At 68.6% G+C, this 24,627-nt stretch carries 30 protein-coding genes, 1 tRNA gene and 1 riboswitch; of the genes, 16 read left to right on the forward strand and 15 right to left on the reverse strand.

Annotated elements, in window-relative coordinates; translation table 11 throughout:
• The first annotated feature begins 64 nt into the window (after positions 1–64).
• A riboswitch (cyclic di-AMP (ydaO/yuaA leader) is annotated at positions 65–200 on the forward strand.
• Between the two features lie 67 nt (positions 201–267).
• Positions 268–1,254 (forward strand): NlpC/P60 family protein, encoded by a 987-nt coding sequence (locus tag ACGFH8_RS08265; RefSeq protein WP_393365200.1) that lies wholly within the window; start codon positions 268–270, stop codon positions 1,252–1,254.
• A 62-nt stretch (positions 1,255–1,316) separates the two neighbouring features.
• Here the strand turns inward: ACGFH8_RS08265 and dcd are convergent, their stop codons facing one another.
• Complete coding sequence (gene dcd / locus ACGFH8_RS08270; protein WP_285792496.1) at positions 1,317–1,895, reverse strand: dCTP deaminase; 579 nt, start codon at positions 1,893–1,895, stop codon at positions 1,317–1,319.
• 99 nt (positions 1,896–1,994) lie between these two features.
• Here dcd and ACGFH8_RS08275 point away from each other — a divergent pair, with 99 nt between their 5' ends.
• Together ACGFH8_RS08275 and ACGFH8_RS08280 are read left to right on the forward strand one after the other, a co-directional pair.
• Positions 1,995–2,555, forward strand: a complete 561-nt coding sequence (locus ACGFH8_RS08275) for a pyridoxamine 5'-phosphate oxidase family protein (RefSeq protein WP_393365202.1) — start codon at positions 1,995–1,997, stop codon at positions 2,553–2,555.
• A 270-nt stretch (positions 2,556–2,825) separates the two neighbouring features.
• Positions 2,826–2,899 (forward strand) — tRNA-Gly (locus ACGFH8_RS08280).
• Positions 2,900–2,989: 90 nt separating this feature from the next.
• Here the strand turns inward: ACGFH8_RS08280 and ACGFH8_RS08285 are convergent.
• Entirely contained in the window at positions 2,990–3,739 is a 750-nt protein-coding gene (locus tag ACGFH8_RS08285) for a tyrosine-type recombinase/integrase (RefSeq protein WP_393365204.1), read from the reverse strand.
• A 217-nt stretch (positions 3,740–3,956) separates the two neighbouring features.
• Here ACGFH8_RS08285 and ACGFH8_RS08290 point away from each other — a divergent pair, with 217 nt between their 5' ends.
• Positions 3,957–5,195 (forward strand): pentapeptide repeat-containing protein, encoded by a 1,239-nt coding sequence (locus tag ACGFH8_RS08290; protein WP_393365205.1) that lies wholly within the window; start codon positions 3,957–3,959, stop codon positions 5,193–5,195.
• 183 nt (positions 5,196–5,378) lie between these two features.
• The gene (locus ACGFH8_RS08295; protein WP_393365206.1) at positions 5,379–6,758 is read left to right on the forward strand and encodes an AAA family ATPase; all 1,380 of its coding nucleotides are present in this window, start codon (positions 5,379–5,381) and stop codon (positions 6,756–6,758) included.
• Positions 6,759–7,083: 325 nt separating this feature from the next.
• On the opposite strand, the gene ACGFH8_RS08300 is transcribed toward ACGFH8_RS08295, so the two are convergent.
• A complete protein-coding gene (locus ACGFH8_RS08300; RefSeq protein ID WP_393365208.1) occupies positions 7,084–7,899 on the reverse strand; it encodes a cellulose binding domain-containing protein in 816 nt (271 codons plus the stop codon).
• Positions 7,900–8,104: 205 nt separating this feature from the next.
• Between ACGFH8_RS08300 and ACGFH8_RS08305 the strand changes: the two genes are divergently transcribed.
• Both ACGFH8_RS08305 and ACGFH8_RS08310 read left to right on the forward strand, forming a co-directional pair.
• Positions 8,105–8,491: a hypothetical protein gene (locus tag ACGFH8_RS08305; RefSeq protein WP_393365210.1), complete on the forward strand. Its 387-nt coding sequence runs from the start codon at positions 8,105–8,107 to the stop codon at positions 8,489–8,491.
• Between the two features lie 209 nt (positions 8,492–8,700).
• A complete protein-coding gene (locus ACGFH8_RS08310) occupies positions 8,701–9,273 on the forward strand; it encodes a DUF3592 domain-containing protein (RefSeq protein WP_393365212.1) in 573 nt (190 codons plus the stop codon).
• A gap of 48 nt (positions 9,274–9,321) precedes the next feature.
• Here the strand turns inward: ACGFH8_RS08310 and ACGFH8_RS08315 are convergent, their stop codons facing one another.
• Positions 9,322–9,807: an NUDIX domain-containing protein gene (locus tag ACGFH8_RS08315; RefSeq protein ID WP_393365214.1), complete on the reverse strand. Its 486-nt coding sequence runs from the start codon at positions 9,805–9,807 to the stop codon at positions 9,322–9,324.
• 153 nt (positions 9,808–9,960) lie between these two features.
• Between ACGFH8_RS08315 and ACGFH8_RS08320 the strand changes: the two genes are divergently transcribed.
• Entirely contained in the window at positions 9,961–10,509 is a 549-nt protein-coding gene (locus ACGFH8_RS08320) for a hypothetical protein (protein WP_393365215.1), read from the forward strand.
• Positions 10,510–10,521: 12 nt separating this feature from the next.
• On the opposite strand, the gene ACGFH8_RS08325 is transcribed toward ACGFH8_RS08320, so the two are convergent.
• The 3 genes from ACGFH8_RS08325 to ACGFH8_RS08335 are packed head-to-tail and all read right to left on the reverse strand — an operon-like array spanning position 10,522 to position 12,653.
• Positions 10,522–11,571 carry an LD-carboxypeptidase gene (locus ACGFH8_RS08325; protein ID WP_393365217.1) on the reverse strand — a complete coding sequence of 350 codons (1,050 nt, stop codon included), beginning with the start codon at positions 11,569–11,571 and terminating at the stop codon, positions 10,522–10,524.
• A gap of 36 nt (positions 11,572–11,607) precedes the next feature.
• Positions 11,608–12,030 (reverse strand): nitroreductase family deazaflavin-dependent oxidoreductase, encoded by a 423-nt coding sequence (locus ACGFH8_RS08330; RefSeq protein WP_393365218.1) that lies wholly within the window; start codon positions 12,028–12,030, stop codon positions 11,608–11,610.
• The gene (locus tag ACGFH8_RS08335) at positions 12,030–12,653 is read right to left on the reverse strand and encodes an NAD(P)-dependent oxidoreductase (RefSeq protein ID WP_393365219.1); all 624 of its coding nucleotides are present in this window, start codon (positions 12,651–12,653) and stop codon (positions 12,030–12,032) included. The genes ACGFH8_RS08330 and ACGFH8_RS08335 overlap by 1 nt, the downstream gene beginning before the upstream one ends.
• A 102-nt stretch (positions 12,654–12,755) precedes the next feature.
• On the opposite strand from ACGFH8_RS08335, the gene ACGFH8_RS08340 reads away from it, so the two are divergent.
• From ACGFH8_RS08340 to ACGFH8_RS08350, 3 genes are all read left to right on the forward strand, one after another.
• The gene (locus tag ACGFH8_RS08340; protein WP_393365220.1) at positions 12,756–13,142 is read left to right on the forward strand and encodes a winged helix-turn-helix transcriptional regulator; all 387 of its coding nucleotides are present in this window, start codon (positions 12,756–12,758) and stop codon (positions 13,140–13,142) included.
• Positions 13,143–13,384: 242 nt separating this feature from the next.
• Positions 13,385–13,972: an RNA polymerase sigma factor gene (locus ACGFH8_RS08345; protein WP_393365221.1), complete on the forward strand. Its 588-nt coding sequence runs from the start codon at positions 13,385–13,387 to the stop codon at positions 13,970–13,972.
• Entirely contained in the window at positions 13,969–14,772 is an 804-nt protein-coding gene (locus ACGFH8_RS08350; protein ID WP_393365222.1) for a hypothetical protein, read from the forward strand. Before ACGFH8_RS08345 ends, ACGFH8_RS08350 begins: the two co-directional genes overlap by 4 nt.
• Positions 14,773–14,831: 59 nt before the next feature.
• On the opposite strand, the gene ACGFH8_RS08355 is transcribed toward ACGFH8_RS08350, so the two are convergent.
• Entirely contained in the window at positions 14,832–15,194 is a 363-nt protein-coding gene (locus ACGFH8_RS08355; protein WP_393365224.1) for a transcriptional regulator, read from the reverse strand.
• On the reverse strand, positions 15,191–15,946 hold the full coding sequence (locus tag ACGFH8_RS08360; RefSeq protein WP_393365225.1) for a hypothetical protein: 756 nt from the start codon (positions 15,944–15,946) through the stop codon (positions 15,191–15,193). The genes ACGFH8_RS08355 and ACGFH8_RS08360 overlap by 4 nt, the downstream gene beginning before the upstream one ends.
• A gap of 155 nt (positions 15,947–16,101) precedes the next feature.
• On the opposite strand from ACGFH8_RS08360, the gene ACGFH8_RS08365 reads away from it, so the two are divergent.
• The gene (locus ACGFH8_RS08365; RefSeq protein ID WP_393365227.1) at positions 16,102–16,470 is read left to right on the forward strand and encodes a VOC family protein; all 369 of its coding nucleotides are present in this window, start codon (positions 16,102–16,104) and stop codon (positions 16,468–16,470) included.
• Between the two features lie 2 nt (positions 16,471–16,472).
• On the opposite strand, the gene ACGFH8_RS08370 is transcribed toward ACGFH8_RS08365, so the two are convergent.
• From ACGFH8_RS08370 to ACGFH8_RS08385, 4 genes are all read right to left on the reverse strand, one after another.
• Positions 16,473–16,814 carry a hypothetical protein gene (locus ACGFH8_RS08370; RefSeq protein WP_393365229.1) on the reverse strand — a complete coding sequence of 114 codons (342 nt, stop codon included), beginning with the start codon at positions 16,812–16,814 and terminating at the stop codon, positions 16,473–16,475.
• 31 nt (positions 16,815–16,845) lie between these two features.
• A complete protein-coding gene (locus ACGFH8_RS08375) occupies positions 16,846–17,550 on the reverse strand; it encodes a dihydrofolate reductase family protein (RefSeq protein ID WP_393365231.1) in 705 nt (234 codons plus the stop codon).
• Between the two features lie 122 nt (positions 17,551–17,672).
• Positions 17,673–17,867 carry a hypothetical protein gene (locus tag ACGFH8_RS08380; RefSeq protein WP_393365233.1) on the reverse strand — a complete coding sequence of 65 codons (195 nt, stop codon included), beginning with the start codon at positions 17,865–17,867 and terminating at the stop codon, positions 17,673–17,675.
• Between the two features lie 57 nt (positions 17,868–17,924).
• On the reverse strand, positions 17,925–18,419 hold the full coding sequence (locus tag ACGFH8_RS08385; RefSeq protein ID WP_393365234.1) for a GNAT family N-acetyltransferase: 495 nt from the start codon (positions 18,417–18,419) through the stop codon (positions 17,925–17,927).
• Between the two features lie 48 nt (positions 18,420–18,467).
• On the opposite strand from ACGFH8_RS08385, the gene ACGFH8_RS08390 reads away from it, so the two are divergent.
• Positions 18,468–19,349, forward strand: a complete 882-nt coding sequence (locus tag ACGFH8_RS08390) for an LLM class flavin-dependent oxidoreductase (RefSeq protein ID WP_393365236.1) — start codon at positions 18,468–18,470, stop codon at positions 19,347–19,349.
• 10 nt (positions 19,350–19,359) lie between these two features.
• On the opposite strand, the gene ACGFH8_RS08395 is transcribed toward ACGFH8_RS08390, so the two are convergent.
• The gene (locus ACGFH8_RS08395) at positions 19,360–19,791 is read right to left on the reverse strand and encodes an ASCH domain-containing protein (protein ID WP_393365238.1); all 432 of its coding nucleotides are present in this window, start codon (positions 19,789–19,791) and stop codon (positions 19,360–19,362) included.
• Between the two features lie 49 nt (positions 19,792–19,840).
• Positions 19,841–20,392 carry a phosphoribosyltransferase family protein gene (locus tag ACGFH8_RS08400; RefSeq protein WP_393365240.1) on the reverse strand — a complete coding sequence of 184 codons (552 nt, stop codon included), beginning with the start codon at positions 20,390–20,392 and terminating at the stop codon, positions 19,841–19,843.
• Positions 20,393–20,579: 187 nt separating this feature from the next.
• Between ACGFH8_RS08400 and ACGFH8_RS08405 the strand changes: the two genes are divergently transcribed.
• From ACGFH8_RS08405 to ACGFH8_RS08415, 3 genes are all read left to right on the forward strand, one after another.
• Entirely contained in the window at positions 20,580–21,212 is a 633-nt protein-coding gene (locus tag ACGFH8_RS08405) for a septal ring lytic transglycosylase RlpA family protein (RefSeq protein ID WP_393365241.1), read from the forward strand.
• Between the two features lie 104 nt (positions 21,213–21,316).
• Positions 21,317–22,441 (forward strand): PP2C family protein-serine/threonine phosphatase, encoded by a 1,125-nt coding sequence (locus tag ACGFH8_RS08410; protein WP_393367020.1) that lies wholly within the window; start codon positions 21,317–21,319, stop codon positions 22,439–22,441.
• Positions 22,442–22,560: 119 nt separating this feature from the next.
• A complete protein-coding gene (locus tag ACGFH8_RS08415) occupies positions 22,561–24,417 on the forward strand; it encodes an acyl-CoA dehydrogenase (protein ID WP_393367022.1) in 1,857 nt (618 codons plus the stop codon).
• The last annotated feature ends 210 nt before the right edge of the window (positions 24,418–24,627 follow it).

Here is a 24,627-nt window from a genome sequence, read left to right on the forward strand (position 1 = left end):
ACAAGCGTCTCTACTCTGGTCATTCGTCGGCCCGATAGCAGCTCCGTCCAGCCCGGGCGGTAACGGACCGACACCGCCGAGTCGTTTCCGAACGAACCGGGGACCCATGTCCCCCGGGGTGAATCCGCAGCCACTGCGGTAGGGCGCCGACTTCCCGCCCGAACCCGTCAGCTAACCCGGTAGGCGGTCAGGAAGAAGGAGTACGGAACCCCGGTGGCACTCCATGCCCCGCGGCCGTCGTCCGAGCGGTCGGCAACAGCCGGCCCGATGTCGATTGCGCCGCGCCCACGCTGGTCCCGCTTCACCACCGCGCTCGCCGCACTGGCCGGCGTCGCCGTCGTCCTGACCGGCAGCGCCACGGCGGCCCACGCCGACCCGTCCGTCGCCGAGATCGAGCGCCAGATCGACGCCGACTGGAACAAACTCGAACCGATCATCGAACAGCACAACGCCACCCGGACCGACCTCGCCGCCAAGCGCAAGCAGGCCCAGGCGCTGGCCGCCCGGATCGCCCCGCTGGAGCGCCAGGTCGACGCCGCGATGGACAAGGTCAGTGCCCTGGCCGTGCGCGCGTACAAGGGTGAGAACGTGCTGACCGTCAACGCGGTGCTGGGCAGCCGGTCACCCAGTGAGGTGGTCGGTCAGCTCGAACTGCTCGACCGCTTCGCGCACAACCAGCAGCAGGACGTCCGCGAGGTGGCCGACCTGCGCGACGAGTTGGCCGGGCAGAAGGCGCCGCTCGACGAGATGGTGGCCCAGCTGACCCGTACCGAGGCCCAGTTGGCGGCGAAGAAGAAGCAGATCAACGAGGAGATCGACAAGCTGCAGAAGCTGCGCCTCAAGGTGTACGGCAGCGGTGGCGGCGGTCCGTTGCGCCCCGCGCCCTGCCCCGGCAGCTATCCCGGTGGCGCCGCCGGCACCGCGGTCAAGTTCGCCTGCGCGCAGATCGGCAAGCCCTACGTCTGGGGTGCCGAGGGTCCGAACTCGTACGACTGCTCCGGACTCATGCTCGCCGCCTGGGCGAAGGCCGGGGTGTCACTGCCGCACAACGCCGCAGCCCAGAGCCGCGCCACCAAGAACGTCAGCAAGGCCGACCTGCGCCCCGGCGACCTGGTCTTCTACTACAGCGACATCCACCACGTCGGGATGTACGTCGGTGGCGGCTGGGTGGTGCACGCCTCGCAGGCCGGCGAACCGGTCAAGATGAAGAGGGCCGACGACGGTCAGGTCCACAGCTACGGCCGTCCAGGCTGATCGATCGTGCTGACCGAAGGGCCCGTCGCGATTCGTCGCGGCGGGCCCTCGTCGTCAGCGGTTCAGCGGGTGGGCCAGGTGCGCCAGTGCTGCCAGGCGCGGCTCGGCGTCGGCCCCCGCTGCCCCTGGTAGCGCGAGCCGTAGACCGCCGAGCCGTACGGGTGCTCGGCCGGCGAGGAGAGCCGGAAGATGCAGAGCTGCCCGATCTTCATGCCCGGCCAGAGGGTGATGGGCAGGTTCGCCACGTTCGAGAGTTCGAGCGTGACGTGCCCGGAGAAGCCGGGGTCGATGAAGCCGGCGGTGGAGTGCGTGAGCAGCCCGAGCCGCCCCAGTGAACTCTTGCCCTCCAGCCGGCCGGCGAGTTGGTCACCGAGCGAGATGACCTCAAGCGTCGAGGCGAGCACGAACTCCCCGGGGTGCAGCACGAACGGCTCCCCGTCGGGCACCTCGACCGCCGACGTCAGGTCGTCCTGCTGCATCGCCGGGTCGATGTGTGTGTAAAGGTGGTTGTTGAAGACCCGGAACAGCCGGTCCAGCCGCACGTCGATGCTTGAGGGTTGGACCAGGGTGGGCTCGAACGGCTCCAGGCCCAGCGTGCCGGCCTTGATCTCGGAGACCAGGTCGCGGTCGGAGAGCAGCATCGGACCACCATAGCGGCGGCCCGAAAACCCACCGGATTCGGTGCCGGTGACCAGCGCGTCGAGGTCGCTACTCGTACATTTGTTCGATAGAATGCTCGCATGGCTTCCTGGTCCGAATTCGCCGCCGACGAGCCCCGACTCGCCGACGGGATCCGCGTTCTCCTCCAGCAGTACGGGCCGGGCTTCGGCTACCTGGCCACGGTCCGTGCCGACGGCGGGCCCCGGGTCCATCCGGTCTCCCCGGTCATCACCGACGAGGGTCTGTTCTGCTTCATCATCGACTCCCCGAAGCGCCGTGACCTCGAACGCGACGGCCGCTACGCGCTGCACTCGTTCCCCCCGGAGGAGAGCGACGACGAGGCGTACGTGGCGGGGCGCGCCCGCCCGGTGACCGATCCGGCGCGGGTCGCCCGGTTGGCGCAGGGCGCCCGCGCGGAGCCACAGGTCGACTGGCAACTGTTCGAGTTCACCGTCGACGTGGCGATGCTGACTCGCCGCGAGCAGCACATCGCGGGCATCCCGGGCCTCGCCCCGGCCCGGCCGGCCGTCCGGGTCTGGCTCGACCCGCGGGCCCCCTCGGCGGTGGCTGCCGCGCCGCTCGCCGTGCCGCAGACCCGCCCGACCCGCCGCAGCCGTGACGTCCAGTGCACAGCCGCCTGACCATGGCCCCCAGAGACACCCGGTGCCGGCTCCGCGCTGACGGAGCCGGCATCGCCCGTACGTGCCTGCGCCCGGCGCCCGGCGCCCGGCGGCCCTGCGGCCCGACGCCCGGCGGCCCGGCATGATCGACTCGGTTTCGGTGATTACGCGGTGTCCCGGCCGCTCCAACGCCCCGACTTCCAGGACCCCGAGTGGATCAACCCGAGCCGAGCCGCGGGTCGGGGTGCCTGGGTGCACAGGTTCGACGACTCGGGTACAGTGGTGCCGCTTGCGGGTGTAGTTCAATGGCAGAACATCAGCTTCCCAAGCTGACAGTGCGGGTTCGATTCCCGTCACCCGCTCCACACACAGAAGCTCTGGTCAGGACACACGTCCCGCCAGGGCTTCCGTGGTTCTAGGTCATGCTGAAACAGGGGTGGGCCATTAGTGGGCCATTAGCTCGCCTCGGCGGCCGGTCCGTCGCCCTCGGCAACCCGCTTGACCTTGCGCTTGCTCGGCTTGCGCCGGGCCGCCTTGGCTGCCTTGTCGATCGCGTCGGCGATGCCCTGGTCGGCCTCCCGGTTGGCGTGCTGGTAGATCAGCGCGGCACGCGGGCTGTCGTGCCCCATCCGCGCCATGATGTCGCGCAGGCTCGCGCCCGGTGCCCGCGACGCGAGCGTATTGCCGGTGTGCCGCAGGTCGTGGAAGTGCAGTCCGGGAACACCCACGGCGGCGACCGCCTCGGGCCACTTGACCAACTTGTTGAAGTTGCCGCGCCAGAGGTTCCGGCCGCTCTCGCCAGTGAACACGAAGGCCCCGGGTGCCTCGCCGACGTGGCCGCTCATGTGCTGTTTCAGCACAGGCAGGGCCGCCTTGGGCACGGCGACGGTCCGCACGCCCGCCCGCGACTTTGGCGGCCCGAGGATCAGGCCGGTACCCCGGTGCTCGACGAACGCCTGTCGCACCCGCACCGTGCCGGCGGCCAGGTCGATGTCGCGGCGTTGCAGGGCGACCGCCTCGCCCCACCGCAGGCATCCGAACGTGGTGACCAGGATCAGCGCTTGGAAGCGCTCCGGTATCCGCTCGGCCAGCGCGAAGATCTGCGGAACGGTGAGGACCGGCCGCTCTGCGGGCTTCTCCTGGTCGGCACCGACGACGCGGCACGGGTTGATCTCGATCAGTTCGTCCTCCTTGACGGCGGTCATCAGGACCCCGCAGCAGCCGGTATGCCTCGGCAGCCATGGTTACCGACACACCCTCGGCCAGCAGTCGCGCCCGCCACTCGCGGACCATAGGCGTGTCGATCCGGTTGACCGGCATGCCGCCGAGGTGTGGCGTGATCTGCGAAAGCAAGGGGACAGCCTGATGGCGGGTGTCCCCGCCTGATCCGAATTTGTACGGCGGACGGAAAGAGGTGATGTGGTGCGTAAAAAGGTCTTTAAAGTCGGGTTAGTGCGCCACATACTAATGCTGCTGCTAAGTGCCTTGGTTCTGGCATCGGGAGCATCCTACCTGTTGTGGCTAGCTCTAGGGTCACCCAATTTGCCCAAGGGGGGCACTGCCACTCTCGGAGAGGTCTACAACGGCGTCAAACTGGCGTTAGCGGTAGTAGCTGGTGTCGGCGCTGTGGTCGCCCTAGCTGTCGCGTATCGCAAACAGCGGTTACAAGAGGAAGACGATCGCAGAGCCGAGTTGGATTCTCGGCGTGACGACGTAAAGCTCTACAACGAACGTTTCAAGGCTGCTGCTGAACAACTAGGCTCTGCGAAAGCGGCGGTCCGCCTATCTGGTGTATACGCATTCCAGGCCCTAGCTGACGACTGGGCAGAGGGGCGGCAGATGTGTGTGGAGGTGCTCGCGGCGTATCTCCGCATGCCTTTCTCGGGTCCCTTCGAGAGGCCGAAATCCGAGGTGCAATTCAGCGACAAGGGGCAGGTCTCGATCATCAGCTCGACGGATTCGACCGAGCAGCACGATGGATATGAAGAGCTTCAAGTGCGCCTAACAATCCAGGGCGTTTTTGCTTCACGTTTGCGTAGGCCGAAGGTTACCAACTCCCCAGGCGGTTGGACAAAACGTCTATCCAGGGGGCGCGAAGCTCAGCCGGACGAATACGGCGATCCCGCATGGGCGGACATTAGCGCGGTTCTAAGTGGTGCCACGCTGGTAGACGTAGACTTCCATAACTGCGCTTTCGTCGATCTCGATTGCAAGGGAGCCGTCTTCTACGGGGATGCATCCTTCAGTTGGTGCCACTTTAGGGGGGAAGCGCGATTCGACGGTGCAATTTTTGTGGAGTCAGCAGTGTTCAGTGGTGCGGTATTTGATTCCTATGCGGGCTTCACGGATGTGAACTTCATAGGAGGCGCATACTTTAACAGGATCACCAGGAAATTTGATATGGAGTTCAATTCCAGTTGGTTCCGAGCGGTGGCACAGTTTAATCATATGACAGCCGGATCTAGCGGTGCGCTCTACTTCGCTAACGCAAACTTTAGCGGCCCTACCACGTTCTCGGGAACCCTCTCCTTCCATGAAGGATCGTTCGTCGACGTCAGTGCGAGCAGAAAAGCCTCATTCAAGCATCTGCCGCCTCCTTGGAAAAGCGTTGGAGGCAAGCTGGTAAAAGCTGATCCCAACGATGACCTCCCCGACGCTTAGCTTCCTACACCCATTGGTTGGTCACGACCGAACGCTTCGATCGAGGGACGCGATATCTTGAGTACTGATCCACGAACTCGGCGCTGGCTGCGGTTACTCGCCACCACTACCGACATCCGACTAAGTTCGATCGACGTGCTCAAGTCTGACGTCTTCGCTGCCCAGAGCATCAGGTTTGATCGAGTGACAGCATTGACCGGCTATCACGGAACAGGCAAGACTGTCCTCCTGCTTTCCATCGAGGCGCTTTTTGGATACACGATTCCCTTTGTGTTCCCGCCTTTTATCAAGCAGGACGCGAGCGCCTACAGAAAAGACGCCGAGTTTGTGGACGGTGTCTTTGAAGTCATCGTGGAAACTAGGGATGGTCGCTATAGTCGGGAGGTACGTCTCCGGGACTCAGCCAGCGAGCGAAGATCTCGCTGGCGCGACGCTCTGGTCGATGATGCACCGTTGACCGACACATGGTGGCCGCAGTACTGCGGTCCGGTCTATGCGTTCTCCGAGATGCAGGGCATGAGCGACCATATTCGCTCAGAGAGTGGATTGGTCGACTGCGAGCGCTACGACCTGTCAGCTGACGAGTTGCGCGGCCTTAAAGGCGTTCTTGGGAGGCAATACGATCGCGTGTCTGTCTATCGGCTGTCCACCGACAACCTCGACGGCTGGGACTATCCGATTCCTGCGGTCTATGCTGAGTGGAACGGTCGTGTCATAGACAACCGGAAGATGAGCATCGGGGAACTCTGGGTCCACTATATTCTTTGGTCCCTGCGCGAAATGGAAGACGGCGGCCTTGCCCTAATAGATGAGCCGGAATCACACATCTCTGCGCGGGGGCAGCGAGCGCTGATGGATGAAGTAGCCCGCTACTGCCTGAAGAAGAACCTGCAATTGATCGTCGCGACGCATTCGCCGGAGATCCTTTCGCGTATCCCAATGCAAAATACTTTGATGTGCGTCCCATCTAGTGAAGGGGCGAAGATAGTTCGACCCACGTCTGTCGCACAAATACAGGATACTGTAGGCGTCCTTCCTAGATTAAAAGGAATTGCCTTGGTGGAAGATGATGCGGCAGCCACTATTCTTCTTGCCATTGTCAACAGATTCGATGTATCTCTCGCGCGAGAACTTGAAATAGTGTCGGCGGGCGGCGAAGCTAATGTTCTCGCGGGCCTCCGGAGTATGCGTTCGGCCGCTCGTGTAGCCGTAGTCGGAGTTCTGGACGGCGACCAGCGCACTTCGGGGAGCGACGACATTCGCCTTCACTTCCTACCCGGCACCAGGACGCCGGAAACTGAGCTGCTCGACCTCAACGAAGACGGCCAAATTAGACTCGCCGAGAGGCTTGGTAAGTCCGCTAGCGACGTGAGCGTCGCACTGTCGAATGCAACGATGCTAGATCACCAGTATCAGATCCCTAGATTCGCTGCTGAACTCGCGGTGCCGGAGAAGCTCCTTTGGCATTCGCTGGTCCTAGAGTGGTTGCAGAACCGCGAAATTCAGCAGATGGCGATGGAACTGGTCAACAGCCTGCGCCGGTTGGTGGACCTTCATCCATAGGGGTGCGCCTGATCGGGCGTCTTGGGCCATTAGCGGGCCAGTAGCCGGGGTCAACAGGGGTCATTCCAGGCCACTCGGTAAGGTCGCTGAGCTGGGTACGGCAGGCTTCAGTGGGGATCTTGTACGGTTCCCAAGCTGACAGTGCGGGTTCGATTCCCGTCACCCGCTCCAGGCACGGAAGCCCTGGTCAGGACCGACGGTCCCGCCAGGGCTTCCGTCGTTCTAGACGGCTGAAACAGGCCCCTGTGCCATTAGCCCGCCTCGGCGCCCGTCCCGTCGTCCTCGCGCCCGCGACGCGAGCGTGTTGCCGGGTCCGGTGCGCGGGCTACCCGGCGGCGCAGCTGACGTCGTTGAGCGTGAAGGCGATCGGCACAGCGTCGCTGGCCTGCCAGGTGCCCAGGACGCCGAAGACCACCGAGGCGCCCGGCGCCACCAGCGGGTTGTAGCTGGCGTTCCGGGCCGTGACGGTGGCACCGCTCTGCTGGGCGGTGGCGGACCAGGACTGGACGATGTGCTGGTCACCGGGGAAGGTGAAGCTGAGCGCCCAACCGTCGACCGGCACGGTGCTGGTGTTCTTGATGGTGATCTGGGCGGTGAAGCCTCCCGGCCACTCGCTCCCGGTGCGGTAGCTCACGGTGCAGGGCGCCGCCGGCGGCGGGTCGATCGGCACCGTGGCGGTCTGGGTGAGCCGGGTGCCGGTGGCGGTGTCCTCTAGCAGGACCGTGACCTCCAGGCCGGTGGCCGTACAGTCGGCGGACACCCAGTAACCCTCTCTCCAGCTGAAGGTCGCGCCCGGATCGACGGTGACCGCCCAGCCCGGCAGCGAGGGGAGGGCCGGGCAGCCGGTGGGGATGCCGGGGGTGGAGCCGACGAACCGGCCGTAGATCGCCGTGCCGACCTGTTGCTGTTGGGCTGTGCAGTTCTGCCCGACGGCCGTGGCCCTGACGACCTGGCCCGGAACCACCCGCGGCGGGTCGAAGGTGAGCGACTGGATCTGGACGGTACCGGCGCAGGTGTCGGCCGGGACGGTCGCGCCGGCTGGGGCGGTGCCGGCCGGATCGGCCTGCGCCGCCGCCGCGGGGACAGCCAGTGCACCGGCGGCGCAGACGGCGGCCGCGGCGAGGGTCAGGAGCGTACGCAAGAGGGTCCTCCTGGGTGAGCCGTGGGCTACGGGCGTCGCCAGTTGACCGTACCAATCAATGCCTGTCAATTGAATGGATCGGCGGTCGTCTCCACCATGCGACGCACCGGCTCGCCGCCGGAGACCGCCGTGATCTCCCGACCGGCCCCCTCGGCCTGGCGCTTCAACCGCGTGGGTTGTCGGGCCCCGCGGGCAGACTGCCGCCATGAGTTACGACTTGGCGGTCTGGGAAGGTGAGCAGCCGGCTGACGACGCCGCTGCGGGTGAGGTCTACGACCGGCTCTATGCCACGTACGCGGAGGGCGAGCAACTACCCCCGACCCCACGCATCCGGGCCTACGTCCTCGCCCTGTTGGAGCGGTGGGTAGACCTGTCCTCCGACGACAAGGACGATGCCAGCCCGTGGTCCGCTGGTCCGCTGATGGATGAGGCGTCTGGGCCGTTCGTCTACTTCACCATGCGGTACAGCGTGTGCGAGGAAGTCTCGACCGAGGCTGCTCGGATGGCAGCCGCTCACGGTCTGGTCTGCTACGACCCGCAGTGGGAGCGAGTACGGCCCACCGCTGAGGAGCGGGCGGAGGCGTGCCGTTAGGCCGGACAGTCACGGTCAACCCAGGCCCCCAAGGGTCGCCGCCGTCGACCCTGCTGTCGGGCCTGCGGCGCGTGGTCGAAGCCTTCCCGTGCGTCTGCCCTCAGCCTCGGTCATCCGGAGGGACCAGCCCGTAGATCAGGCAAAGGCTTTGCGCCGCCGCCTACCGTGGGCGCGAACGACCCACCAGGGCGACGTCCACGGGAGGCGGCGTGGTCAAGCGGTACCGCCGACGCGTACGACAGACACGACCATGGACACCCGAACAGTCGGTTGGCTCGGTCCAGCAGGAACCCCGCGGCCGATGGCGTCCCGGCTACTGGCTCCGGCACCCGACCCTCGGCGTTCTCTTCGGCGGACTGCTGGTGATGGCCCTCCTGTACTGCGGCCTCGGCGACCTGCGCCACCGGAACGACCTGGTGGAACGGGGCGAGCGGACGGTCGGGACGGTGCGCGAGCCGCACGGCCGAAAGTGGTGGTTGTCGGTCAGCTTCACCACCCGAGGCGGGGAGACGGTCACCGCCTGGATCAGCCACCCTCCCTGGAACGAGCCGAGCGTCGGGGAGGAGGTCGACGTGATCTACGACCGGGTCGACCCGATCGGCAGCGCCTACCTCTCGGGCGACGAACCGGGCCTGCTCCCCGGAATCCTTGTCCTCGGCGGCGGTGTTGTGCTGGCGCTGGTCTACGCACGGTGGCTGCGGCGGCACTGGAATCGGCTGCGAAGCGAGGCGGAGGCGTGGCGCAGCCGCCACCCCGTGCCTCGACTCGGCGCACGGCGGTAGCGGGGCCGAAAGGCGAACCGCTGCGCAGCCAGGCCAGGACGGCTGGTTTCAGGTTGCCAGAGGTCGGCCCGCATGCGTTTCCAGGGCCGAGTACACCCGCTTGGAGACCGCCGAGCCGGTGGGTAGGTCCGTAAGGTCGACGGCTACCCAACGGGCCCGGGAGATCTCCCCGTTGGGGTTGATCTCGTCGGAGAGCGCGTGCAGGCGGACGACCTTCAGGTAACCCCGTTTGCCCCCGCTGCTGGTCACGTGCTCCTCGAGCACGAGAGCCGACGAGTCCAACGTGACGCCCAGTTCCTCGACGCACTCACGCCTGGCCGCCTGCTCAGGGGTTTCTCGGGCTGGCTTGTATCCGCCTCCGGGCAGGCGCCACAGGGATTGGTCACCGTAGCTGTGTTGGACGAGGAGGACTCGGTGCCCGTCGACCGGGTGGATGATCAGCGCTTGCACGCCGTGGGTGGTCGGCTTGGCGATCCGCCAGTAGAGCCCGCGCAGGCGATGGAGCAGCCTGAACGCGATCGGCGGAATCCTCATCTGTCCATCCCATCGGTGAGCCATGCGGTCCGGAAATGCGGGGGCGGCAGCGGCGCCGGAGACCTTTCAGGCCAAATGGTGGTGATGCCCGGTGCGACCCGAACTGTCGGCGGCAGCGCCAGCTACGTACGACTGCCTTATAGATTGGTCGTCGTGACCGGCACCGCGCTGCCCCGACATCGACAGCACCTCGCCTGGATGCCGCTCCCCGTCGCGGTGCTCACCGTCGGGCTGCTGCTCCGTGCCGCCGTGACCGTCTGGGATCGGCTCCACTTCACCGAGCTGTTCAACTATGGCAACAGCATGAGCGGGTCGCTCGCCGCAGTCGTCGAGAAATCCTTGGCCTATCTGGGGCTGGCCCTGACAGCGGTGCTGGTGCCGATCCTGTGGATCGGGGCGCGGCGGGTCGGCGTCGCCGGATCGAGGTGGCCGGGGACCATCGGGTGGGTCTGCGGGGTGCTGGCCGCCTTCGGCGCTGTCGGGGTGTCGGGCCCGCCGAACGACGGCAGCGACCCGAAGCGACTGGGCATCGTCCACGACAGCGGGACACCGACCTGGGTCAGCGTGCTCGACGTCGTCGCGCCGTACGCGATCCTCATCGGTGCCGGCGGCGCGGTGCTGCTGCTCCTCCTGACGGTCGTGGTCCGGGTGCGGGCGGGCGTCCGTGCCGCGCTCGACGCGGGGCCCGGCACCGACAGCTAGGGGCAACCGCCGCTATCGATAGTCGGCGAACACCCGGCGCTCCACGCCGTCGACGGTGACCGGGCCGCCGTGGGGAAGGATCCACTGCGGTCGGGTGTGGCCGAACGGGATGCCGACGCAGACGACTGCCTCCGGGTTGTAGCGGGTCACCACGTCGACGACCGTGTCGCGCTGCTGCTCGCGTAGCCGTGCCCGATCCTCGGCGGCGGGTCGGCGCGTCTGGTCGGAGGTCGGCGGACGGGCGACCAGGACGGCGTCGACGGCGCTGAGGATGCCGCGTTCACCGAGGGAGCGGACGATGAAGCCGACGTCTCGTGCGGGGAGGAGTTCCTCCGACGTCTCGATGACGAGCACCCCGCCCCGCAGCACCTCCGGAGCAACGGTGAAGCGTCCCGCCGTCAGGATCCACTGGATGACTTCCAGGCACCCGCCCCAGGTGGGGCCGGTGACCGCGCGGCGCGGCCCGTACCAACTCCACGGTTCCGTCGGTTCGCGTTCCCCGAAGGACGTCAACGCCCGCGGATCGGCCCAGTCGATCCCGATGTCCTCGGACTCGCCCGGGTCGGTGATCTCCAGCCGCTCCCCGGTGAGTAACGCCGCTCGCAGCGACCGGATGTGGATGTCGTCAACGGCCGGTCCGGGACCCAGGTGCACCTGGGAGGAGCCGCCGTAGAAGCTGGCGACGCCGAGACCCCAGAGCCAGTGGTGCAGGTTCGTGTTGTCGCTGGTGCCGAGGAAGGGCTTCGGGTCGGCTCGGGCGAGATCCGCGTCCAGATGCGGGACGACGGTGATCTGGTCGTCGCCGCCGAGGACGGCGAGGATGCCGCGTACCTGGGGATCTGCGAAGGCGGCGTTGATGTCCGCCGCCCGCGCCGCCGCTGTCGCACCGACCTGGCGGGTGGTCGGGTATTCGACCGGGACGAGGCCGGTCAGGTCGGCGAGCCGTCGCATGGCCTGCTCGTGAATCTCGGGGAAGGCGCCGGCCGCGGCGAAGGACGGCGAGAGAATCGCGATCTTGTCCCCTGGTCGGGCCTTACGAGGACGAACAAGCTCATGCGTCATGCCGAGATCCAACCGGGCCGCCGGTCCGTACGCATCTCATTTCGAGACGGGTTCCAGGAGAACCACGGGGATCTCCCGCGTGATCCGTTGTTGGTAGGCGGCGTACTCCGACCTGGCCGACACCATCAGGCGCCACAGATGCGGACGCTCCGCGGCCGTGGCGGTGCGCGCGTACGCGCTGAAGGTCTCCGTACCCACCTGCACCGTGACGTACGGATCGGCGAGCAGGTTGAGGTACCACGCGGGGTGGTGGTCTGCGCCACGGTTGGAGGCGGCAAGCACGTAGCGGTCGCCGTCGCGTTCGTAGACGAGTGCGGTGCGGCGCAGTTCGCCGGTCTTGCGGCCTCGGGTCGTCAGGAGCAGGTCGTTCACGCCGGGCAGGGGCCGGCCACCGGTCTCCTCGAACCGGCGGATGTGCTCCGCGACCCAGGAATGTGGGCTGTCGTGGACCTCGGGCATCACACCTCCCGGACACTCGCGGCGGCACGGTGGTGGCGGGGCGCCTCGATCTCGTCGAGCAGTGCGATCGCGAAGTCCGGGTAGCTGATCCGGCTGGCGGGGTCGCCGTGTTCGGCAAAACGGTAGTGGCCGGTACGCGTGCCGTCGTGGTCGAAGTCGCCGGCGGGGGCCAGGTAGGCCCAGTCGAGGTCGGAGTTCCGAAGCTCCGCGAGACCCGCGGCGTGGCCCAGGTAGAAGGACCGGTACTCGTTCGGGTAGCCGGGCTCGTCCATCAGGGCGGCACCGGACGCCCCGGGCATGATCGAGGCGAGCCCGACCACCACCAGCCGACGTACGCCGGCTTCCGCCAGGCTGGTGGCCAGGGCGCGGGACGATGCGGTGAAGAAGTCGTGCGGTGCTGCCGACAGGTCCACGGCGGCGCTGATGGCGGCGTCGTGCCCGGCCGCCGCCTGCGCGATGCTCACGGCGTCGGTGACGTCGCCGGCCACCAGCTGCACATCGGTCAGGTCACGGTGGCCTGCGGGGTCGCGCACCACGGCGGTGACCTGATGGCCTCGCCGACGCGCCTCGGCGACGGTCCGCCGACCGGCCCGGCCGCCCGCGCCGAAGACCACGATCTTCATGAGTTACGCCTCTCCGCAGAGGCCGGAGCCCGTGCGCCCGGCCGGTTCGCCGACGCTATCGAGGGTCGTGGTTACCACCGGGATACCGGTTATTGTTTGGCGATGAGGCAACCTCTGCCCGCCGACATGTTCGACGAGCTGTGCCCGTCCTCGCTCAATCCGATCCGATTCGGCGACAAGTGGGCGGCGCTCATCATCCGCTGTCTTGAGCAGGGGCCTCGCCGGTTCTCGGAGCTGCGCGTGCCGCTTCGCCGCGTCACCCCAAAGGTGCTCACCCAGTCGCTGCGCTCCCTCGAACGGGACGGGCTGATCAAGCGCACCGTCTTCGCCGAGGTCACCCCGCACGTGGAGTACGAGCTGACGCCGGTGGGCCGCAGCATGCTCGAACCGATCGCGGTTGCCTGCGCCTGGACCGAGAGGCATTGGGACCAGTTGCTCGACGCCCGCGAGTCGTACGACAGCGCCACCCGGCCCAACCGCGCTGGTTGACTCGGCGTGGCAGTGGGCCAGGAAAGCCCAGGTCGATGCCGTCGAGCACGACCCTGTCCTTGTACGCCTTTCGCAGCCCGGAGACCGCAATCGCTGAACTCGTCATGCGCCTACGATCGGCGGCCGGTCTGTCACCGCTCTGACGCGACGGTGACACGGTCACTGACACGGTGTCCCACCTCGTTCCGCGTCGACTTCGCGCGGGACTGCAACAGATTCGTCCCGACCGGCAATAGTCAGGTGTGACGAGCCAGATACAACCGTCTGACCAAGACCTGTGGTCGACGATCGCGGCCGGTGACGAGGTCGCCTTCGCCCGGCTTTTCGACAGGTATGCCGGTGCGGTCTACAACCACGTGTTCCGGCTTACCGGCTCCTGGACGCTCGCCGAGGACGTCACGCAGTCGACCTTCCTGGTCGCGTGGCGTAGGCGCGGCGAAGCGGCGGCCCTGGTGGACGGGTTGGTGTTGCCGTGGCTGCTGGTGGTCGCCACCAATACGACCCGCACCGAGTGGCGCTCGGCCCGGCGGTGGTGGGCAGCCCTGCGGAGGTTGCCACCGGAGCGGGAGGCGGACACGGACCCGGCCGGCGACATCGTCGCGCGGCTCGATGACGAACGGCAGATGACGAAGATCTTGGCGGTGGTCCGCCGACTACCTCGCGCGGAGCGGGAGGCGGTGGCCCTGTGTCTGTGGTCCGGGGTGCCGTACGCCGAGGCGGCGACGGTCCTCGGCATCAGCGAAGGCGCGCTCCGTTCGCGCGTGAGCCGCGCACGGGCTCGGCTGGCACGGATGGTTACCGACGGCGACAAGCAGGAGGAAGAGCGATGAAGGACATTCTCGACACGCCGGCCGAGCGTGAACTGCCGCCCGCCAGTGCGGCGCGAATGCGAGCGGACCTGATGACGTCGATCCGCCGGCCTCGGCGCCGCGGGGCCGTACGACTCGGCATCGCCACCGTGGCGACGGCCGCGGCGGTGGTGGCCGGCGTGGCGATGGTGCCGAACGACGGGGAGGTGCGGCACCTGGCGATGGGTTCGAGTGAACTGTCACCGACGCTGCACCGGGCGGTGGAGCGGTGCCTGAAGTGGAACGGGCAGATGGAGCGGCTTCCACTGTCGGTCGACGATGTGGCCGTGGCCGCCGAGCAGGACCACCGCGGCCTGGCGCTGTTCATCACGGACACCGGATATTTCACCTGCGAGGTCACGATGCGGCCGGGTGAGGAGATCAGTGGGGGTGCCACCGGTGCACGTGTCTGGCCGCAACGGGCCTGGTTGCCTGGCCCGGTCCAGCGGCTCCTGCTCATGTCGACCGAAGCCGACGGGGGCGACGTCGGGGTGACCGGCCGGGTCAGCGCCCGGGTGCACCGGCTGGCGCTCGAACACGGCGACGGGCAGACGACCACGGCGCGGTTGGTGAACGGCGTGTTCGGCCTGCTCACCGAGGGTGCCAGCGTCACCAGGGACGCCGAGTTGGTCAGCTATGACACCACCGGAGCCGAGATCGACCGCCGCCTGCTGTTTCGCCCCTCGGACGAGTTCGACAACTGTTACGTGGACTCCTCCGGCACCATCGTCTACGGCGAGCCGGGAACTGACTGCCGACCCGCCGAGCCCTGGGGACGATAGGCAAGCCCGGTGAACGCCCGCGTCGCTATCGGGCGTTCACCGGGATCAGCCGATCGATCTCATCGTGCCGGCGGTAGATGGGGCATTGTCGTCGTCCCCAACTCCCGGTGGCGGCGGAGCAGCTCCTCTAGCGCGTTGATCTCGGCAGCCAGTGCGGCCTTCCCCTGCTCGGTGATCCTGATCCAGGTCTTGGGTCTGCGGCCGTGATAGCCCCGGTCGATCCGGATCAGCTCCGCCTCCTCCAGCACCGCGAGGTGTCGGGAGAGGTTGCCGGCGGTGAGTTCGAGCGCGTCGCGCAGGTAGGCGACCTCCACCTGCTCGGCCTCGGCGGCGATGGTGAGGATGCCGAGACGGTTGCGCTGGTGAACGGTGTCGCTGAGCCCGTTCGTCGGGTGCCCGCCGGACCCGGTGCCGCTGCTCATGTCGACCTCTTACCCGTGGTGAAAAGAGCGATGATGCCACCGACGAGCAGGATCGGCGCCGGCAGCAGGGCCGCCAGCAGGAAGCTGTGGCGGTTCAGGTCGCCGGGCTGGAAGTCCGCGGTCTGGAAGTAGACGTTCACGAGGACGACCGCGACGAGGAAGCACCCGGTCACGGCCGTCAGGCCGCGACTGCGTTCCAGTCGGGCCAGGACCAGCAGCCCCACCGCGATGACCAGATGCGGAAACATGCCGCGGTTGGAGACGCCCAACAGCGGTGTGGTCAGCCAACTTGTCGCACTCGACACCGACGTCGCCGAGTTGAGGAGCAGGAACCGCAGCACGAACGGCAGCACGAGCCCGACAAGCGTGCCGACGATGCCGGCGGCGACGTACGTCCGGGTCGGCGTCCGCACGCCCACCCGTGCGCCGTGCCACCGATACCACCCGAGGCTGAGCAGGTAGCCGCCGATGAGCGCCACCAACCAGTACCACCCGAGGCCCGCCGAGCGGTCGAGGAAGTCCCCACCGAGGCCGGTCAGCGCGGGATTGTTCGGCCTGGGGCGCAGGGCGGGTGGGTCGACGGACTCCACGTACAGGGGTGCCGCCGCCGCGATCAGGAGACCGAACAGCAGGAGCGGCAACCAGTAGGCGTGCCGGGTGACCCGGGTACGCCGACGGAGCGCGGTCACCGACGCGAGGAGCTCCCCGGGGTCGTCTCTGCTGTGCGGCGCGGTGCTCGGTTGCTCCGTCACGGTGACCTCCAGGCCGTTGCCACTGCTGCGTTACCAATAGGTTTGCACCGCAAACCATTCTGCGCAAGAGTTGCGGACAGAATGACGGGACCGTATCGACGGTTGTAGTTCCGCGGCGGCCGTGACGCGGCTAGGGTCCGGCATGGAGGTGGTCCGTGTTCACCGAAGCCTTTCCGATCGTGACGACACCTGACCTGCCACGACTGATCGGGTTCTACCGGGACGTGGTCGGCTTCGAGCTGACCTACCGGTTCCCGCAAGAGGGTGAGCCCGAGTTCGTCGCACTCCGGCTGGGCAACAGTGAGCTCGGCCTGGCCGCCAACCCGGAGGCTGGCGGGCCGGCCGATGCGTACCGCTGGGAGTTGTGCGTCTACGCCGACGACTGCGACGCCGCCGTGACCGCCCTGCGCTCGGCGGGCGCATCGGTCACCGAGGAGCCGGTCGACCAACCGTGGGGCGAGCGCTCTGCCCGGGTCACCGACCCCGACGGCAACCGCATGCTCGTGCTGTCCCGCCTGTCCTAGGGTCAGCGTCGCCAGAACAGCAGGTGGGTGACTCCGCTGGGGCTGGGCACCGACTTGAGGTGGAAGCGGTCGTGGTTCTCCCAGGGGCCACGCTGGGGGCCGAACTTGTTGCGACCCATGATCTCCGCGCCGATGTTGCACTCGGCGTCGCGGGTCAGGTAATCGTCCAGGCCGCGACTGCCGCCCGGCTCGGTGCGGTACACGAAGCTGGCGGTGGCGGCCCGCCAGGAGAACAGCGGGGTGGGGTCCGCGTGGCCGAAGGGCCGTTCCAGGGTCTGCCCCTCTCCGGTGCCGAACCCGTCGCGCGACACGTTGAAGCACTGCACCCGCAACAGTTGCGGCATGGGGATCTCCTCTCGGATCGACCTGTCGGATTCAGTTGGTGGTCGCCGTCGGGCCACCGCCGCGACCCCGATCGTCGAGCACGAGCGGCGCCCGACCGTTCACCTCGTACCGGATGTGGGTGACCTGCGGAGTGTGGATGACCCGGGTCGGCGTCAGCTCGATCGCCTCCTTCTCGCCGAGGTCGAGGTCCGCGTCGAACAGCCGGAGACCGGTGCCGAGCACGACGGGTACGACGTGCAGCTCCAACTCGTCGAGCAGGCCGGCCCCGAGCACCTGCCGCACCAGGCCACCGCCTCCGGCCACGGCCACGTTCTTACCGCCGGCCGCGGCGCGCGCCTGCTCGACGGCGCTGGCCACGCCGTCGGTGACGTAGGTGAAGCTGGTGCCTCCGCCGCGCAGGAGGGTCGGACGGGGGCGGTGCGTGACGACGAAGACCGGCGCGCGAAACGGCGGCTCCTCGCCCCAGGGCACCTCACCGCCGTCGGCCATCCGGCGCCCCATCACGTACGCGCCAGCGGCGCCGAACGACTCGGCGACGACGTCGGAGTTGGTGTCCTGCTCCCCGCCGGCGAAGCCCTGCCGTTCCCGCCACGCCGCCGCCTCGGTCGCCCAGCGGGTCACCCGGAAGAACCCGGCGCTCTCCGCCGAGTCCATCCAGTTGCCGTTCCCGTCGAACTGTGGGCCGGCGTAGAAGCCGTCCATCGACACCGACAGCTGTGCGGTCACCTTCGTCATCGCGGGTCTTTCCTCTCCTCGGACGCACCATCGGTGCCTGCTCAGGGAGAGGTCGGACCCGAACGCGATGACCCTACCGGGTGCCAGTGTGATGCACGTCACCTGCCAATCCGGAGGGGAGGCTACGCCCTCCGGTTGAGGATCGCGGCCTCGATCCGCAGGCCGAGGCCGGTCAGGATGAGAAAGGTGGCGAAGATGTGCGGCTCAAGCCCGCTGTAGTCGGACGCCATCGTGATCAGCGAGGTCATGAAGCCGGCCACCAGCGACACCGTGCCGAACGCTCGTACGGTGTCTACCCGCTGCGCCTGTAGGTCCACAGCGGAACGGTAGCGGGAGCCGCGCCCGAGTGGCGCCCCGCGCGGTGGCGCAGCGAACTAGCCGCTGAGTTGCCTGTTCAGCGAGGTGCCCGCGGGCGCGTAGCCGTGGCGGCGGTAGAAGCGCACCGCACCGTCGTTGCGGTGGTGGATGCCCGCCGACAGGCTGGTGATCGCGTTCTCGGTCGCCCACCGGTCAGCCGCGTCGAGCAGCGCCGAGCCGACCCCGCGCCCCCGGGCCGTACCCGACACCACGGTGTGGATCTGCGCCGACGGCTCCGGGCGCAGGATCTGGTGCGCCGGCGGTTCGGGCAGGCGCAGCACCTCGACCATCCCGACCACCTGCCCGCCCATGTCCGCGACGAGGATCGCGTCCCGGCCGCTCCCGTCGGTAAGCGTGGTCGTGAAGTGGTGGGCGACGGCCTCGCGTTGCGGCAGCCGGTAGACGTCGGGGTCCAGGGCGAGGTGGGCTTCGGCGTTCGCCAGGCGCAGTTCCACAAGTGCCGGCACATCTGACAATTCCGCCGGTCGTACCGTCGGCCCGGTCCTCCGCATCACCGCGATGCTAAGGCACCTCGGTCGGGCAGGACTAGGCTGGCGATCATGCGGATTGGCATCGTGATCCTGCCGGACCAGCGGTGGGCGGAGGCACAGCGTCGGTGGCGGCAGGTCGACGAGTGGGGCTTCGACCACGCCTGGACGTACGACCACCTGGGCTGGCGGGACCTCGTCGACGGCCCGTGGTTCGACTCGATGTCCACGCTGACCGCCGCCGCCTCGGTGACCTCCCGCATCCGGTTGGGCACCCTCGTCGCGTCGCCGAACTTTCGGCACCCCGCCGCGTTCGCCCGCCAGATCACCACTGTGGATGACGTCTCCGCCGGTCGGCTGCTGCTCGGCCTCGGCGCGGGCGGCATCGGTTTCGACTCGGCGGTGCTGGGCGGCGAGACGCTGCCGCCGCGCCAGCGGGTCGAACGGTTCGCCGAGTTCGCCGAGCTGCTGGATCTGATCCTCCGCGAGGACGGCACCACCTGGCGTGGTGACTGGTTCGCCGCCGTGGACGCCCGCAACAACCCCGGCTGCGTACAGCAGCCCCGGGTGCCGTTCGTGATGGCCGCCAACGGGCCCCGGTCGATGCGGCTGGTGGCCCGCTTCGGTCAGGGTTGGGTGACCACCGGCACCGGTGACGACAACGACCTGGCCGGCTGGTGGGACAGCGTGGCGGCACTGTCGGCGCGGATGGACCGGACGTTGGACGAGGCCGACCGTGACCCGGCCACCCTGGACCGTTATCTCTCGCTGGACGCCGCACCCGTGTTCTCGCTCAGCAGTGCGCAGTTCTTCGCCGATCAGGTCGGCAAGGCCACCGACCTCGGCTTCACCGACGTGGTGACGCACTGGCCGCGTGCCAGCAGTTGGTACGCGGGCGACGAGGCCGTCCTGGTGGACGTGGCGACCCGACTGCTCCCGGAGCTGCGCGGCTGAGGTGGTCGGGTCAGGTGCCGAGGTCGCCGCTGGCCACGCCGCCCTCGCCGCCGGAGACCAGCCGTAGGCGGAGGCAGACGATCGGGGTGTCGCCGTCGACCGGGGTGCCGAGCCGCGCCCAGTACGCCGAGTGCCCCGCCCGCCACTCCTCGATCGAGCGGTCACCCTCGCCCTCGGCGTGGGCGAAGTCCCAGGACACGTCCGCGAAGCGGACCACCTCGATCTCGGTGATCTCCACCACGCCGGCCAGCGCGTTGTCGTCGTCGACGAGCGCCAGTCGTTCGCCGACGTGCTCCAACTCCTCGCCCTCTTCCGCGTAGTAGGCGAGCCGCCCGGCCGTCGCGGTCTTCACGCCGGCCAGCACGAGGGTGTTGAGGGTCGCCCGCAGCTCGCCCGGGGTGCCGAGGGCGAGGGTGCGCAGTTCACCGATCCGAGGCCACATCCTGCCGAGGCTAGGCCAGCACGGCGCACGTCGCCTCCGCAATACGCCGTCACGCCGGCAGATCCGCCGCGTTGATCAGGCCGGTGACGCGTAGCGCGGCCGCGACCTCCGGCGGGCAGTCGACGGCCACCACGGCGGTGCCCAGCACCTCGGCGCCGCGTGCGGAGCAGATGTCGTAGAGAGCGTGGAGTTGAGCGCCGGTACGCACCCAGTCGTCCACCACCAGGACCCGGTCCCCGGGGCCGAGGTGCCGGTCCCGGACGGCCAGGTCGACCCGCCGGCCCCGGTAGTCCGGTGGACTCTGCGCCCAGGTGAGCGGCCCGGCCGGCAACCGACCGTCGCCGGACTTGTGGGCGGCCACGAAGCCGACCCCGAGGGCGGTGGCGGCCAACGGCCCGAGCAGCAGCCCGGTGACCGCCGGGGCGAGCACCACGGTCGGCCCGGCGGCGCGGTACGGCGCCACCAGGGCCGGTCCCAGCTCGGCCAGCACCGCCGGATCCCGCCACCAACCGGAGATGTCGCTGACCAGGTGAGTGGCGTCCGGTCCGGGGTCGATCCACTGGAACAGGGCGGCCAGGCGTGCGGTCAGATCGGCGGGCATCCGCTCATCCTGCGGCACCGGTGGCAGGCGCGTCGGCACCCGGGCCGGGCGGCCCACCCCGGGTCGGATGATCGGCTACACGTACCAGTGCAAATACGGGCATACCACGATGATCACGTTGACGTCGGAAGTGCTTCTCTCGTTACGGTCCGACCCGGTTTGTTCAGACGACGAAAGGACCGGGCCGGTGGCAGCCAAGCACTCCCGTACCCGCATTTTCTCCTCTCCGGCGGGCATCGTGGCCACCGCGGCGGTCGGCGTCGCCCTCGCGGTCGGGGGCACGGTCGGTGCCGTGCAGCTCACCTCCGGCTCCGCGCAGTCGGGTCAGGCGACCCTCGACCTCACCCCGACCACCGCCGCCAGCAGCCTCACCCCCAGCTCCCCGGCCGTCTCCCCGACCGCCAGCCCCTCGCCGAGCGTGTCCGCCAGCCCGTCGGCCATCCGGTCGCAGCAGGCCGCCTCCCGGGGCAAGACCCGGACCGCGCCGCCGAAGCCCAAGCCGACCGCGAAGAAGACCACTCCGGCGCCGAAGGTGCTGGAGAGCGGCTCGTGTGGCGCGTCGTTCTACTCCGACGGGCAACTGACCGCAAACGGTGAGTCGTTCAACCCGAGCGCGCTGACCGCCGCCCACAAGACGCTGCCGTTCAACACGAAGGTCCGGGTGACCAACCCGGCCAACGGCAAGTCGGTCGTCGTGCGGATCAACGACCGTGGCCCGTTCATCGACGGCCGCTGCCTGGATCTCTCCCGGGCCGCGTTCGCCACCATCGCCTCGGTCGACGTGGGCGCGCTCACCGTCCGCTACGAGGTCCTCGGCTGACCGGGTCGGGTCGCGCCGATTCGGCCGGTCGACCGGGCCGGCCGGACAGAACATTCTTGGATGACGGGTCAGATTCATTCACCGGTTCACCTGGATCAGGCAAACTGTCAGGCGTACCCACGCGACTCCTCCAGTCGGGCCGTCGCCCGCTGAGCCCCGGATCCCGCGCCGGCCTCGGCGCGGCCCTTGTCCTGCTCGCGATCGTGTCGGCAGTGGAGGCGGCGGACGGCCGTGACGTGCACTACGTCGCGCTCTTGTCGGCCGTGCCGTTGCTTGCCGCCGCCGTGGCGTCCTGGCCGGTGGTGCTGGGGGTGGGCGTCGTGGCGACGCTGACCGGGGCCGGCTTCGCCCTGATCGAGCCGAAGATGTCGATGATCACCTCGGTCAGCGTGGTGGCGGTCGCGGTCTGCACCGGACTGGCGGTGGCGGTGGCGTCGGTCCGGCAACGGCAGGCGGAGCAGATCGTCGAGCTGACCAAGCTCGCGTCGGTGGCCCAGCAGGCGGTGCTGCGTCCGCTCGGGCCGCAGGTCGGGACGCTCTCGGTCGCGGGACGCTACATCTCCTCCACCGCGACGGCCGAGATCGGCGGTGACCTGTACGAGGCGATCGACACGCCCTACGGCGTCCGCATGATCATCGGTGACGTGCGCGGCAAGGGTCTGGACGCGGTTCGGCTGGCGAGCATCGTCCTGGGCTCCTACCGGCACGTGGCGTACGAGCGGGCCGACCTGCGCGCCGTCGTCACCGACCTGGACCGCGCGGTGGCCCGTAACGTCGGCGACGAGGACTTCGTGACCGCGGCACTCGTCGAGGAGCGCGGTGGCACGCTCACCATCGTCAACTGCGGGCATCCGGCGCCGCTGCTGCTGCGCCGCGGCGCGGTGATCTCGCTGGAACCGCCGGCGCCGGCACCCCCGCTCGGGTTCATGCCCGTGGTCCGCCCTCGGGTCGAGCGCCTGGAGCCGGGAGACCGGCTACTGCTGTTCACCGACGGCCTCGGCGAGGCGCGACGCGACGGTGAGTTCTTTCCCACCGCCGACCGCGCCTGGCGGCTGCTCGGTCACGGCACGGTCGCCGACGGGCTGGCCTCGCTGGAGACCGCCCTGATCGAGTGGGTGCACGGCCGGCTCGACGACGACATCGCCCTGGTCCTGATGGAGTACGTCGGTGCCCGTACCGGCGCGGCGGTGGCCGTCCCGAGTTGGGAGGTCGGTGCCGCCGAGAGCTGACCGGCCCACAGGTGTGTAATCGCCGTCACTTGGGTGATCCGCTTGTCGCTGCCTACCCGCGAGTAATACAGTCGGGGTTACTGATCGGTAACACCTGTCCGGAAGCGGGGCCAGTGAGCATGACCCACTACAAGAGCAACCTGCGGGACCTTGAGTTCAACCTGTTCGAGGTCTTTGGTGCCGACCGGTCGTTCGGCCAGGAGCCGTACTCGGATCTCGATGCCGACACCGCCCGCAGCTTCCTCGCCGAGCTTGACCGCCTCGCACGTGAGGACCTGGCCGCCAGCTACACCGACAGTGACCGCAACCCGCCGGTGTTCGACCCGGCCACGCACACCGCGCCGCTGCCGGCGTCGTTCAAGAAGTCCTACCAGGCATTCATGGACTCCGAGTTCTGGCGGCTCGACCTCCCGCCGGCCCTGGGCGGCACGAACGCGCCGCGCGCCCTCTGGTGGGCCCTCGCCGAGCTGGTGCTCGGCTCGAACGCCCCGATCTGGATGTACGCCTCCGGCCCGTCCTTCGCGCACGTGCTGCACGTCGAGGGCACCGAGCGGCAGAAGAAGTGGGCCAAGCTCTTCATCGACAGGCAGTGGGGCTCGACGATGGTCCTCACCGAGCCGGACGCCGGCTCGGACGTGGGCGCCGGCCGTGCCCGCGCGACCCAGCAGCCCGACGGCTCCTGGCACATCGAGGGCGTGAAGCGCTTCATCACCTCCGGTGAGCACGACCTGAGCGACAACATCGTGCACTACGTGCTGGCCCGCCCGGTCGGCGTGGAGGGCGTCGGCGGCCCCGGCACGAAGGGCCTCTCGCTCTTCGTGGTGCCGAAGTTCCACTTCGACGAGACCACCGGCGAGCTGGGCGAGCGCAACGGCGTCTACACCACGAACGTCGAGCACAAGATGGGCCTGAAGGTCTCCAACACCTGCGAGCTGACCTTCGGCGAGCACGGCGTACCGGCCAAGGGTTGGCTGCTCGGCGACAAGCACGACGGCATCCGGCAGATGTTCATGATCATCGAGTACGCCCGGATGCTCGTCGGCACCAAGGCCATCGCCACCCTCTCCACCGGCTACCTCAACGCCCTCGAGTACGCGAAGAGCCGGGTGCAGGGCGCCGACCTGATCCAGCAGGCGGACAAGACCGCCCCGCGGGTCACCATCACCCACCACCCGGACGTCCGCCGCTCGCTGCTGCTGCAGAAGTCGTACGCCGAGGGTCTTCGTGCCCTTGTCCTCTACACCGCCACCTGGCAGGACAAGGTCGCGATCGCCGAGGCCGCCGGCGACGAGAAGGCCACCAAGCTGGCCAAGCGCGTCAACGACCTGCTGTTGCCGCTGGTCAAGGGCGTCGGTTCGGAGCGGGCGTACGAGATGCTCGGCCACGAGGCCCTGCAGACCTTCGGCGGCTCCGGGTTCCTCCAGGACTACCCGCTGGAGCAGTACGTCCGCGACGCCAAGATCGACACCCTGTACGAGGGCACCACCGCCATCCAGAGCCTGGACCTGATCTTCCGCAAGATCGTCCGGGACAACGGCAAGGCGCTGCTGGCGGTCGCCGGCGAGATCCAGGAGTTCATCTCCTCCGAGGCGGGCAACGGCCAGCTCAAGGAGGAGCGGCAGGCGCTCGGCAAGGCGCTCGCCGAGGTGCAGACCATCCTCGGTGTGCTGACCGGCTGGCTGGGTGAGGCGCAGGGTGGCGACACCCGCGCGCTCTACAAGGTCGGGCTGAGCAGCCGGCGGTTCCTGCTGGCGCTCGGCGACCTGGTGGTCGGCTGGCTGCTGCAGCGGCAGGCCGACGTGGCGCTGAAGGCGCTGGCCGGCGAGGTCACCGCACGCGACAAGGCGTTCTACACCGGCAAGGTGGCTGCCGCCCGTTTCTTCGCCCGCGAGGTGCTGCCCCGCATCGGCGCCGACCGGCGGATCATCGAGAGCACCGACCTCGACATCATGGACCTCCCGGAGGAGGCCTTCTAACCGGCACGCTTGACGATCCCGGGTTGCGTCGCAGCACGCGGCACCGACATCGACGGCCGGTGGGGCATCTGCCCCGCCGGCCGTCGCCGCGTCCGTGACTGGGTGGGTGGCCCTTCCCCGGGCCGCCGGCCCCGACCCACCACACCACCCGCAGGTGGTGCTGGCCACGCCGGCCACGCCGGCCACGCCGGCCACGCTTCCCCTCCGCGG

This window comes from Micromonospora sp. NPDC049175 (assembly GCF_043197345.1).
Lineage (GTDB): Bacteria > Actinomycetota > Actinomycetes > Mycobacteriales > Micromonosporaceae > Micromonospora.

Bases quoted from the DNA above. Each gene is read 5' to 3' on its own strand.
- ACGFH8_RS08275 (WP_393365202.1), top strand. From the start codon at position 1,995: ATGGCTTCCTGGTCCGAATTCGCCGCCGACGAGCCCCGACTCGCCGAC.
- ACGFH8_RS08385 (WP_393365234.1), bottom strand. From the start codon at position 18,419: ATGCGGAGGACCGGGCCGACGGTACGACCGGCGGAATTGTCAGATGTG.
- ACGFH8_RS08375 (WP_393365231.1), bottom strand. From the start codon at position 17,550: ATGACGAAGGTGACCGCACAGCTGTCGGTGTCGATGGACGGCTTCTAC.
- ACGFH8_RS08390 (WP_393365236.1), top strand. From the start codon at position 18,468: ATGCGGATTGGCATCGTGATCCTGCCGGACCAGCGGTGGGCGGAGGCA.
- ACGFH8_RS08305 (WP_393365210.1), top strand. From the start codon at position 8,105: ATGAGTTACGACTTGGCGGTCTGGGAAGGTGAGCAGCCGGCTGACGAC.
- ACGFH8_RS08350 (WP_393365222.1), top strand. From the start codon at position 13,969: ATGAAGGACATTCTCGACACGCCGGCCGAGCGTGAACTGCCGCCCGCC.
- ACGFH8_RS08355 (WP_393365224.1), bottom strand. From the start codon at position 15,194: ATGAGCAGCGGCACCGGGTCCGGCGGGCACCCGACGAACGGGCTCAGC.
- ACGFH8_RS08265 (WP_393365200.1), top strand. From the start codon at position 268: ATGTCGATTGCGCCGCGCCCACGCTGGTCCCGCTTCACCACCGCGCTC.
- ACGFH8_RS08315 (WP_393365214.1), bottom strand. From the start codon at position 9,807: ATGAGGATTCCGCCGATCGCGTTCAGGCTGCTCCATCGCCTGCGCGGG.
- ACGFH8_RS08325 (WP_393365217.1), bottom strand. From the start codon at position 11,571: ATGACGCATGAGCTTGTTCGTCCTCGTAAGGCCCGACCAGGGGACAAG.
- ACGFH8_RS08400 (WP_393365240.1), bottom strand. From the start codon at position 20,392: ATGCCCGCCGATCTGACCGCACGCCTGGCCGCCCTGTTCCAGTGGATC.
- dcd (WP_285792496.1), bottom strand. From the start codon at position 1,895: ATGCTGCTCTCCGACCGCGACCTGGTCTCCGAGATCAAGGCCGGCACG.
- ACGFH8_RS08335 (WP_393365219.1), bottom strand. From the start codon at position 12,653: ATGAAGATCGTGGTCTTCGGCGCGGGCGGCCGGGCCGGTCGGCGGACC.
- ACGFH8_RS08285 (WP_393365204.1), bottom strand. From the start codon at position 3,739: ATGACCGCCGTCAAGGAGGACGAACTGATCGAGATCAACCCGTGCCGC.
- ACGFH8_RS08330 (WP_393365218.1), bottom strand. From the start codon at position 12,030: ATGCCCGAGGTCCACGACAGCCCACATTCCTGGGTCGCGGAGCACATC.
- ACGFH8_RS08370 (WP_393365229.1), bottom strand. From the start codon at position 16,814: ATGCCGCAACTGTTGCGGGTGCAGTGCTTCAACGTGTCGCGCGACGGG.
- ACGFH8_RS08395 (WP_393365238.1), bottom strand. From the start codon at position 19,791: ATGTGGCCTCGGATCGGTGAACTGCGCACCCTCGCCCTCGGCACCCCG.
- ACGFH8_RS08415 (WP_393367022.1), top strand. From the start codon at position 22,561: ATGACCCACTACAAGAGCAACCTGCGGGACCTTGAGTTCAACCTGTTC.
- ACGFH8_RS08340 (WP_393365220.1), top strand. From the start codon at position 12,756: ATGAGGCAACCTCTGCCCGCCGACATGTTCGACGAGCTGTGCCCGTCC.